The sequence below is a fragment of the Protofrankia symbiont of Coriaria myrtifolia genome (assembly GCF_900634755.1).
In the GTDB taxonomy this organism is placed as follows: Bacteria; Actinomycetota; Actinomycetes; order Frankiales; family Frankiaceae; genus Protofrankia; species Protofrankia coriariae.
In genome coordinates, this window is sequence record NZ_CAAAFS010000217.1 from 1 (window position 1) to 2,040 (window position 2,040).

Annotated in this window: 1 protein-coding gene; it reads right to left on the reverse strand. The window is 72.3% G+C overall.

From position 1 onward, the window contains the following. A partial coding sequence (locus tag CM1CMNOD_RS12255) for an ABC transporter permease subunit (RefSeq protein WP_131773996.1) occupies window positions 1-1,926 on the reverse strand: 1,926 nt, incomplete at its 3' end. Between the last annotated feature and the right edge of the window lie 114 nt (window positions 1,927-2,040).

A 2,040-nucleotide genomic window follows, 5' to 3' on the forward strand; every position in this document is an offset into this window, starting at 1 on the left:
GGCAGCCGGCGGGCTGTCCGCGGCGGGCTGCGGGGCGGCCGCCGCGGTGGCGCGCGCGGCGCGACGGCGGCCACCGAGGACGGTGCCGATCGCCTGCCGCACCGCCGGTGGGACCAGTGCCGTCGAATGGGCGGCGATCGCCGTCGCGATCGCCGCCAGGCCGAAGACGAGCTGCAGGATCGTCGCGGTGTTCTCGCCCGAGGAGTAGGACGGGATCAGGACGAGGGCGCCGGCGGCCGTCAGCGCATACCACGGGTTGCCGCCCAGCACGATGACGATCAGAGCGAAGTACGTCAGTGACAGCAGCGGATGATACGAGTCGGCGGAGACGGTGCTCTGCGCGACTGCGCCCAGCGCCCCGCCGACGGCGGCCATGAACGCCGAGACGCAGAAGACGAGCACGCGGGTGACGCTCACCGTCACGCCGCTGGTCTCCAGCGCGGTCGGCGAGTCACCCAGCCCGCGTAGCAGCCGGCCGAGCCGGCCGCGGTCGAGCACGGCCAGGACTCCCGCGGCGATGACGGTCATCGCCAGCACGAGGAAGTAGTAGCCCCGGTCGTCGTCGATCTCCAGCCAGGACAGGTGGGGACGCGGCTGGTCCAGGCCGGCGCCGGTGGGCCCGAACATGTAGTCCTGCGCGTAGAACATGTACTGCAGGAAGATGCCGAAGCCGAAGGTCGCCAGGGCCAGGTAGAGCCCGGTGAGCCGGATCGCCGGGATCGCGAGGACCGCCCCGACCGGCACTGCGACCAGCCCCGCCAGCAGCAGCGCGACGAGCCACGGCAGGCCGTGGTCGACGCTCAGGTGGGAGAACCCGGCGGCACCGATCGCCATGAAGCTGACCTGGCAGAGCGAGACCTGCCCGCAGTTGCGGACGAGCAGGCCGAGCGAGAGGAAGACGATGCTCGTCGCCAGCGCCACGGTCCAGTCGGTGAGGTGGATGCCGGCGAACGAGGGCACGGTCGCCAGCACGGCCAGCAGCGCCGCGCCCGCGACGAGCTGGAGGACGGGTGGCACCGTCCACGACGGCCGGCGGCGGGCGACGGCCCGCGACGGGCCGATGAGGTAGCGGCGGGGGAAGACCAGCAGCACGACGAACAGCACGGTGAACGGCAGCGCCGGCGGCAGCCCCGCCAGCGGGCCGGTGGTGAAGTACTTCGTCGACAGGGAGGCCAGCACGCCGATGGCCAGCCCACCGGCGAAGGTCAGCGGCAGGTTCGTGAACCCGCCGACCGCCGCCGCGCCGAACGCGGCCACGACCAGCAGGGTCAGCTGCACCGGGTCCAGCGGCAGCAGCGGCGCGAACAGCACGCCGGAGGCCGCGGCCAGGGTGGCGCCGATGGACCAGGCGAAACGCCGCGTCGTCGCCGGGCTGTTTCCCGTGAGGGCCAGCAGGGCGGGGTCGTCGACGACGGCGCGCATCGCCGTCCCCAGCCGGGTCGTGCGGAACATCACCGACAGACCCGCCGTGGTGAGCAGCGCGAAGGCGAAGGTCACGATGTCGGTCCAGCGGACGTTCGTCCCGAGCAGCCGCACGTCGCCCGAGGCGAGGAAGACCGGGACCGTCCGTAGCTCCAGCGTCCCGTAGGAAAGGACGATGACGGCCTGGATCACGAGCAGGAGCCCGACCGTGCTCGCCACCTGCAGGGCCAGGCTCGCCGCCTGGATCGACCGCGCGAGAAGTTCGAGGACCAGGCCCAGCAGCGGCCCCGCCAGCAGCACCGCGACCGCCGCAGCCATCGGCCAGGACCAACCCTGGCCGATGTGCAGGGAGTAGAAGAGGTATGCTGCGACAGCTGCCAGCGCGCCGTGCGCGAAGTTGAAGACGCCCGACGTCTTATAGGTCAGCACCAGGCCGGTGCCAGCGAGCCCGTAGACCGCGCCGGTCGTCAGACCGGTGACGACAAAGGGCAGAACCTGGGACATGTCTCCCCAAACTGGGCCAGCGGCCGTCATGGCCGTGGTGGGTCACTTCTCCGGCGACAGGCCGGGGGGCGGGCGCGCGATGTCGTGCCGCCACCCTGGGCATGGTGCGGCGGT